The organism is Kitasatospora sp. MBT66, assembly GCF_000710405.2.
Lineage (GTDB): Bacteria > Actinomycetota > Actinomycetes > Streptomycetales > Streptomycetaceae > Kitasatospora > Kitasatospora purpeofusca.
Map to the genome: position 1 here is coordinate 161,890 of NZ_JAIY01000010.1, position 8,006 is coordinate 169,895.

5 protein-coding genes are annotated in these 8,006 nt (G+C 75.4%); 2 read left to right on the forward strand and 3 right to left on the reverse strand.

The window, feature by feature from the left end; translation table 11 throughout:
* Positions 1-621, forward strand: a 621-nt coding sequence (locus tag BI06_RS51170) for a hypothetical protein (protein WP_107113405.1), incomplete at its 5' end; no start/stop codon positions are given.
* A gap of 109 nt (positions 622-730) precedes the next feature.
* Here the strand turns inward: BI06_RS51170 and BI06_RS25360 are convergent.
* Positions 731-1,540 carry an RNA methyltransferase gene (locus BI06_RS25360; protein ID WP_043471868.1) on the reverse strand — a complete coding sequence of 270 codons (810 nt, stop codon included), beginning with the start codon at positions 1,538-1,540 and terminating at the stop codon, positions 731-733.
* Positions 1,541-1,638: 98 nt separating this feature from the next.
* Here BI06_RS25360 and BI06_RS25365 point away from each other — a divergent pair, with 98 nt between their 5' ends.
* Entirely contained in the window at positions 1,639-4,410 is a 2,772-nt protein-coding gene (locus BI06_RS25365) for a SpoIIE family protein phosphatase (protein WP_082558673.1), read from the forward strand.
* A gap of 255 nt (positions 4,411-4,665) precedes the next feature.
* Here the strand turns inward: BI06_RS25365 and cobA are convergent, their stop codons facing one another.
* Together cobA and cobT are read right to left on the reverse strand one after the other, a co-directional pair.
* The gene (gene cobA, locus BI06_RS25370) at positions 4,666-5,949 is read right to left on the reverse strand and encodes a uroporphyrinogen-III C-methyltransferase (RefSeq protein WP_078880306.1); all 1,284 of its coding nucleotides are present in this window, start codon (positions 5,947-5,949) and stop codon (positions 4,666-4,668) included.
* Between the two features lie 100 nt (positions 5,950-6,049).
* Positions 6,050-8,006: nicotinate-nucleotide--dimethylbenzimidazole phosphoribosyltransferase (gene cobT, locus BI06_RS25375; protein ID WP_233290289.1), on the reverse strand; the 1,957-nt coding region annotated here is incomplete at its 5' end.

Consider the following 8,006-nt stretch of genomic DNA (forward strand, 5'->3'; position numbering starts at 1 on the left):
GCCGGGGCCGCTGCCCCCGGGGAACAGACGAACGGCGGGACGCCCCCGGCCGGGGCGGGACTCTCGGCGGACGGCATCGCGCCGTCGACCAGCCCGCTGGCCGCCGCGGCCCACGGCGCCCCGGCGGCCGGGGACGCGGCGCTGGCGCCCGCCCAGGGCGCCGGGCCTGCGGTCGACTGGCCGAACCGCTCCTACGCCGATCCGGCGGGCGGCCCCGCGGTCACCCTGCGGGACGGCCGCTCGGCCGGCCCGGGGCCGCAGGTCGTGCTCAGCGCCGTACTCCCGGCGCGCTACAAGGCCGGGCCGGCGGCGCTGGTCGTCCTGCGGCGCTCGGAGGGGTCGGTGCCGGTCGACCTGGTGCAGCTCTTCTCGTTCACCGGGGACACCCCGGTGGCCCTGACCTCGCGCTCCTCGGCGGCGGATCCGCAGGCGGCAGCGACCTGGCGGCTGGACAACGGCGCGCTGGTCCGCGAGGAGCGGGTCGCCCAGACCGGGGCGGTCACCTCCACCCGCTACGCGCTGCGGGCGGACGGCACGCTGGACGAGTCCTGGCCCGGTTCGGCCACCACCACCCCGGCGGTCACCCCGCCCCCGGCACCGCCCACGGCCCCGACGGGCTGACGTCCGGGGAGTGTCCGGGAGTACCTGGGAGCCTGCGGGAGTGCCCGGGAGTGGGAAGTCCGTCGGGCCGACTTCCTGTGCAGCGCCCCCCGGGGGCCGAGGGGCGGGGTCAGCGGGTGGCGGTGACGGCGTAGAAGGCCACGGCCGCGGCGGCGCCGACGTTCAGCGAGTCGATGCCGTGGGCCATCGGGATGCGGACGGCGTGGTCGGCGGCGGCCAGGGCCTGCCGGGTGAGGCCGTCGCCCTCGGCCCCGAGCATCAGCGCCGTCCTGGCACCGCCCTCGGGGACCACCGAGGCCAGGTCCACGGCGGTCTCGGCCGGGGTGAGCGCGAGCAGCTCGAAGCCGGCGGCGCGCACCGTCCCCAGCGCGGCCGGCCAGGGCTCCAGCCGCGCGTACGGGACGGCGAAGACTGCGCCCATCGAGACCTTGACCGCGCGCCGGTACAGCGGGTCGGCGCAGTCGGGCGACAGCAGCACGGCGTCCATGCCGAGGGCGGCGGCGCTGCGGAAGATCGCGCCGAGGTTGGTGTGGTCGACCAGGCCCTCCAGCACGGCCACCCGGCGGGCGCCCGCCAGCAGGTCGGCGGCGTCCGGCAGCGGCTGCCGCTCCATCGAGGCGAGCGCGCCGCGGTGGACGTGGTAGCCGGTGACGGCCTCGGCCAGGTCGGGTTCGACGACGTGCACCGGGGCGTCGGCCTCGGCGATGACGTCCGCCATCACGTCCAGCCACTTGGGAGTCAGCAGCATCGACCGCATCCGGTAGCCGGCCGCGAGGGCGCGGCGGACGACCTTCTCGCCCTCGGCGATGAACAGGCCCTCGGCGGGTTCGCGGCGGCGGCGGAGTTCGACGTCGGTCAGGCCGGTGTAGTCGGCGAGACGGGGGTCGGCGGGGTCGGTGATGGTGCTGGGTTCGGACACCCTGCGATCTTGCCAAGTCGGGCCGGTGAAGGCCAACCGGCCCAACGCTCGTCGCGGGTGGCCTTGGCCCGTCGGCTCGCGGAGTGCAAATATGACGTATGGCCCGTTTTTCGGGCCGATCCTGGGCTCCGTCGGACCCTGGTGCGACCGGTTCCGCTTCCGGCTCCCGATCCACCGGTACCGCCGCCGGCTCCCCCGGTGGGCGCCCACACGGTCGGCACCAGCACGCCCGCACGGCCCGGCCCAAGCCGGTCCGGCTGCGCTCGGTGGCCGGACAGGTCTTCGCGTTGCAGGTCGTGGTGGTGCTGTTGCTGGTGGTGGCCGCCGTGGTCGCCCTGGTGGTGCAGTCCCGCAACGACGCCCGGCAGGAGGCCACCACCCGGTCCGTCGCGGTCGCCCAGACCTACGCCAACTCGCCCGGCATCGTCGAGGCGCTGCGCTCCCCCGACCCGAGCGCGGTCCTCCAGCCCTCGGCCCAGGCGGCGAGGATCAACGCGGGCGTGGACTTCATCGTCGTGCTCAACAACGACGGCATCCGCTACACCCACCCGAACCCGGACCGGATCGGCCACAAGTTCGTCGGCAACTACCAGCCGGCGCTGTCCGGGCAGGTGGTGACCGAGGAGGTCACCGGCACCATCGGGCCGCTGGTGCAGGCGATCGTGCCGGTGCGGGCGCCGGACGGGCAGATCGTCGGGATGGTGTCGGCGGGCATCACGATCGCCAATGTGAGCAGCGCCAGCGAGCGGCAGCTGCCGGTGGTGCTGGGCGCGGCGGCGGCCGCGCTCGGGCTGGCGACCGGTGGGGCGGCGCTGATCAGCCGGCGGCTGAAGCGGCAGACCCACGGCCTGGGGCCGGCCGAGATGACCCGCATGTACGAGCACCACGCGGCGGTGCTGCATGCGGTGCGCGAGGGCGTGCTGATCCTCGGCGGTGACGGACGGCTGCTGCTCTGCAACGACGAGGCGCGCCGGCTGCTCGACCTGCCGCCCGACGCCGAGGGCCGTCCGCTGGCCGAGCTGGGCCTGGAACCGGCGCCGCTGGAGCTGCTGGCGGCCGGGCGGGCGGTCACCGACCAGGTGGTGATGGCCGGTGAACGGCTGCTCGCGGTGAACGTGCGGCCCACGGACCGGGACGGCGGGCCGCCCGGGTCGGTGGCGACGCTGCGGGACTCCACCGAGCTGCTGGCGCTGACCGGGCGGGCCGAGGTGGCGCAGCGGCGGCTGCGGCTGCTGTACGACGCCGGGGTCACGGTGGGCAGCACGCTGGACGTGACCCGGACGGCGGAGGAGCTGGCGCAGGTGACGGTGGGCCGGTTCGCGGACATCGTCACCGTCGACCTGGCCGAGCAGGTGATGGAGGGCGACGAGCCGCCGACCGGGGCGCTGCTGCGGATGCGGCGGGCCGCGCTGTCGGCCGCGCGGGACGATCCGCCGTTCTACCCGGTGGGCACGGTGGTGGAGGTCGTGCCGTCGACGCCGCTCGCGGGCACGCTGAGCAGCGGGCTGCCCGGGGTGGAGCCGCGGCTGGCGGAGGCGCAGGCGTGGCGGGAGCAGGATCCCGAGGGCGCGGCGCGGGTGCTCGCCCACGGGGTGCACTCGCTGGTGCGGGTGCCGTTGAAGGCGCGCGGGGTGCTGCTCGGGGTGGCGCGGTTCTGGCGGTCGGAGCGGCAGGAGCCGTTCGAGGAGGAGGACCTCGCGCTGGCGGAGGAGCTGGTCTCGCACGCCGCCGTCTGCATCGACAACGCCCGCCGGTACACCCGGGAGCACGCGATGGCGGTGACCCTGCAGCACAGTCTGCTGCCGCGCAGCCTGCCGGCGCAGAACGCGCTGGAGGTGGCGCACCGGTACCTGCCGGCGCAGGCGGGGGTGGGCGGCGACTGGTTCGACGTGATCCCGCTGCCGGGCGCGCGGGTGGCGATGGTGGTCGGGGACGTGGTCGGGCACGGGCTGCACGCGGCCGCGACGATGGGGCGGCTGCGGACGGCGATCCACAACTTCTCGACGCTGGACCTGCCGCCGGACGAGCTGCTGGGGCACCTGGACGAGCTGGTGAACCGGATCGACCAGGAGGAGTCGGCGAGCGGCGGGGCGGCGGCGGCCGTGACGGGTGCGACCTGTCTGTACCTGATCTACGACCCGGTGTCGCGGCGGTGCACGCTGGCCAGTGCCGGGCATCCGCCGCCGGCGCTGGTGCGGCCGGACGGGACGGTGGTGTTCCCGGAGCTGCCGACGGGACCGCCGCTGGGGCTCGCGGTGCTGCCGTTCGAGACGGTGGAGCTGGAGGTCGAGGAGGGCAGCCGGCTGGTGCTGTACACGGACGGGCTGGTCGAGGACCGTCAGCGGGACATCGACGTGGGGCTCGAGCTGCTGCGGACGGCGCTGAGCGGGCCGCCGCGCACTCCGGAGCAGACCTGTGCGGACGTGCTGGGGGCGCTGCTGCCGGCGCGGCCGCAGGACGACATCGCGCTGCTGGTGGCGCGGACCCGGGTGCTGCCGGAGGACCGGGTGGCGCAGTGGGAGGTGCCGGCGGACCCGGCGGCGGTGTCCGGGGTGCGGGCGGCGGTGGCGGAGCGGCTGGAGCAGTGGGGGCTGGACGAGGCGGCGTTCGTCACCGAGCTGATCCTGAGCGAGCTGGTGACCAATGCGATCCGGTACGGCACCGGGCCGATCCGGGTGCGGCTGCTCCTCGACCGGTCGCTGATCTGCGAGGTGTCGGACGGGAGCAGTACGTCGCCGCACCTGCGGTACGCGGCCACCACGGACGAGGGCGGGCGCGGGCTCTTCCTGGTCGCGCAGTTCGCGGACCGGTGGGGGACGCGGTACACCGCCACGGGGAAGGTGATCTGGACGGAGCAGCCGTTGGAGTGAGGTGGGGTGCTGCGCTCCCTCACCTCCGCACTTTGCAAAGTGCGACTTTGCAAAGTGCGGGAGAACGGCCACCCCTACGGCGCTGAGCTGCGGTTGTCTCCTCGGCACTTTGCAAACAGCTCCTGTTTGCAAAGTGCCGAGGGGGAGTTTGCAAAGTGCCGGGGCAGAGCGGTGGCCCCAGGCGGAGCCACTGGGGCAATGCGGCCCGGGGTGGGCCGGAGCCGAGGCCCCGGCCCACCCCTCGTGCCGCTGCCCTCAGGCGTCCGGGGTGGCGAGGACGTTGACGACGTCGCCGATGACGATGACGGCCGGGGGCTTGATCCGCTCGGCCTCGACGGTGGCGGCGACCGTCGCCAGGGTGGCGTCGACCCGGCGCTGGGCGGCGGTGGTGCCCTCCTGGACGACGGCGACCGGGGTGTCGGCCGCCCGGCCGTCCCGGATCAGCCGGGCCGCGATGGCGCCGATCTTGTCGACGGCCATCAGCAGCACCAGGGTGCCGGTCATCCCGGCGAGCGCCTCCCAGTTGGTCAGCGACCGCTCGTCGTCCGGCCCCACGTGGCCCGAGACCACGGTGAACTCGTGGGTCATCCCCCGATGGGTGACCGGCACCCCGACCGCCGCCGGCACGCTGATGGAGCTGGAGATGCCCGGCACCACCGTGACCGGCAGCCCCGCCTCCACGCAGGCCAGCAGCTCCTCGCCGCCGCGCCCGAACACGTACGGGTCGCCGCCCTTGAGCCGCACCACGAACTTGCCGGCCCTGGCGTGCTCGACCAGCGTCCGGTTGATCGCCTCCTGCGCCATGAAGCGCCCGTACGGGATCTTCGACGCGTCGATGACCTCGACGTGCTCCGGCAGCTCGGCGAGCAGCTCGCGCGGTGCCAACCGGTCGGCCACCACCACGTCCGCGTCGGCGAGCAGCCGGCGGCCGCGCACCGTGATGAGGTCCGGGTCGCCCGGGCCGCCGCCGACCAGTGCCACCCCCGCACCCCGGGCGCGGTACTGGCGGGCGGCGAGCGAGCCGTCCCGCAGCCCCTCGACGATCGAGTCCCGCAGCGCGGCCGAGTGGCGCGGGTCCCCGGTGAGGACGGCCACGGTCGCCCCGGCGTCGCGCCCGCTGGCGGGCGTCCACGCGGTGGCGGCGGCGGCGTCGTCGCTGCGGGCGCAGAACACCCGCCCGCGCTCCGCCTCGGCGCTGACGGCGGTGTTCACCGCCGGGTCGTCGGTGGCGACCAGTACGTACCAGGTGTCGGCGAGGTCGCCCTCCCGGTAGCGGCGCTCGTGCCAGGTCAGCTCACCGGCGTCGGCCATCGCCTGCACGGCCGGGGTGGTGACCGGCGATATGAGGTGCACGTCGGCGCCGGTGGCGAGCAGCGCGGGCAGCCGCCGCTGGGCGACGTGGCCGCCGCCGACCACCACGACACGGCGGCCGGCCAGCAGCAGGCCGACCGGGTACGGGGTGCGAGCGCGGCCCTCGGTGCTGGGGTTGGGCCCCTCCTGCCCGTCGGCGGGCAAGGAGGGCGGGGTGGGCGCGGTCATCGGCGGTGCTCCTGGGTCGGGTGAGGGTGTGCTGGGGAACGGCGCCGCTCCGCGCACCGGCGCGCCCTCGGGCCGGTGCACGGAGCGGTGCGGACGGGCGTCAGGCCTTCTCGGTGACCCCGGCGGAGTCGAAGGTGGCTACATCGTGCATCGCGCGGGCCGCACTCTGCACCAGCGGCAGGGCCAGCAGGGCGCCCGTGCCCTCGCCGAGGCGCAGGTCGAGGTCGATCAGCGGGCGCAGTCCCAGCTTGGCCAGGGCGGCCTGGTGGCCGGGCTCGGCCGAGCGGTGGCCGGCGATGCAGGCGGCGAGCACCTCGGGGGCGATCGCCTTGGCGACGAGCGCGGCCGAACCGGCGATCACGCCGTCCAGGATCACCGGGGTGCGCAGGCTGGCCGCGCCGAGCAGGAAGCCGGCCAGGGCGGCGTGCTCCAGGCCGCCGACCGCGGCCAGCACGCCGATCGGGTCGGCCGGGTCGGGCTGGTGCAGGGCCAGCGCGGCGCGGACGACCTCGATCTTGCGGGTGTGGGTCGCGTCGTCGATGCCGGTACCGCGGCCGGTGACCTCGGCCGGGTCCAGCCCGGTGAAGACCGAGATCAGGGCGGCGGAGGCGGTGGTGTTGGCGATGCCCATGTCGCCGGTGATCAGCGCCTTGTTGCCGGCCGCGACGAGGTCGCGGGCGGTCTCGATGCCGACCTCGAGGGCCTTGAGGGCCTCCTCGCGGGTCATCGCCGGGCCCTGGGTCATGTCGTCGGTGCCGGGCTTGACCTTGCGCGGCAGCAGGCCGGTGGTGCGGCCCTGCTGGATCGCTTCGGGCAGCTCGGCGGCCACGCCCACGTCGACGACGCAGACCTCGGTGCCGATCTGCTTGGCGAAGGCGTTGACCACCGCTCCCCCGGCCAGGAAGTTGCCCACCATCTGGGCGGTGACCTCCTGCGGCCAGGGGGTGACGCCCTGGGCGTGCACGCCGTGGTCGGCGGCGAAGACCGCGACGCAGGCGGGCTCCGGGATCGGCGGCGGGCACTTCCGGGACAGGCCGCTGAGCTGGGCGGAGATGATCTCCAGCATGCCGAGCGAGCCGGCCGGCTTGGTCATCCGCTTCTGCCGGTCCCAGGCCTCGCCGAGCGCCTTGGCGTCCAGCGGGCGGATGCCGCGCAGGGTCTCGGAGAGCACGCTGTGCGGCTCCTCGCCGGGCAGGGCGCGGTTGCCGTACTGCTCCTCGTGGACGACCCAGGACAGCGGGCGCTTCTTCGCCCAGCCCTGCTGCTGGAGCTCGGGCTCGTCCGGGAAGGCGTCGACGAAGCCGACGCACAGGTAGGCGACGACCTCCAGGTGCTCGGGCAGGCCGAGCTCGCGGACCAGCTCCTCCTCGTCGAAGAAGCTCACCCAGCCGACGCCGAGGCCCTCGGCGCGGGCGGCCAGCCAGAGGTTCTCGACCGCGAGGGCGGCCGAGTACGGGGCCATCTGCGGCTGGGTGTGCCGGCCCAGGGTGTGCCGGCCGCCGCGGGTGCGGTCGGCGGTGACGACGATGTTGACGGGCGTCTCGAGGATCGCCTCGATCTTGATTTCCTTGAACTGCTTCGCGCGGCCCTTGGGGAGCGAGTCGGCGAACGCCTCGCGCTGGCGCTCGGCCAGTTCGTGCATCTTGCGGCGGGTCTTGGCGGAGCGGATGACCACGAAGTCCCAGGGCTGCGAGTAGCCGACGCTGGGGGCGGTGTGGGCGGCCTCCAGGACGCGGATCAGCACCTCGTGCGGGATCGCGTCGGGGCGGAAGCCGTTGCGGATGTCGCGGCGCTCGCGGATGACCTGGTGGACGGCCTCGCGGCCGAGCTCGTCGTAGCCGGGGGCGGCGGGGCCGCGCGGCTCGGCGGGTTCCTGGGGCTCGGCGGGCTCCTCGGCGTCGGCGGGCTGCTCGCCGTCGACGGGTGCCTCGGCGGCCGCGGGCGCCTCGGCGGGGTCGGCCGGGGCCTCGGGGGTCTCGGCCGTGTCGGTGGGCCCGGTGGCCTCGGCCGGCTCGGCCGCAGTGGCGGGCTCGGCGACGGCGGCGGTCGGCTCGGTG

Excerpts from the sequence above, each read along its gene's own strand:
- BI06_RS25365 (WP_082558673.1), top strand. The coding sequence starts at position 1,639 with ATGGCCCGTTTTTCGGGCCGATCCTGGGCTCCGTCGGACCCTGGTGCG.
- cobA (WP_078880306.1), bottom strand. The coding sequence starts at position 5,949 with ATGACCGCGCCCACCCCGCCCTCCTTGCCCGCCGACGGGCAGGAGGGG.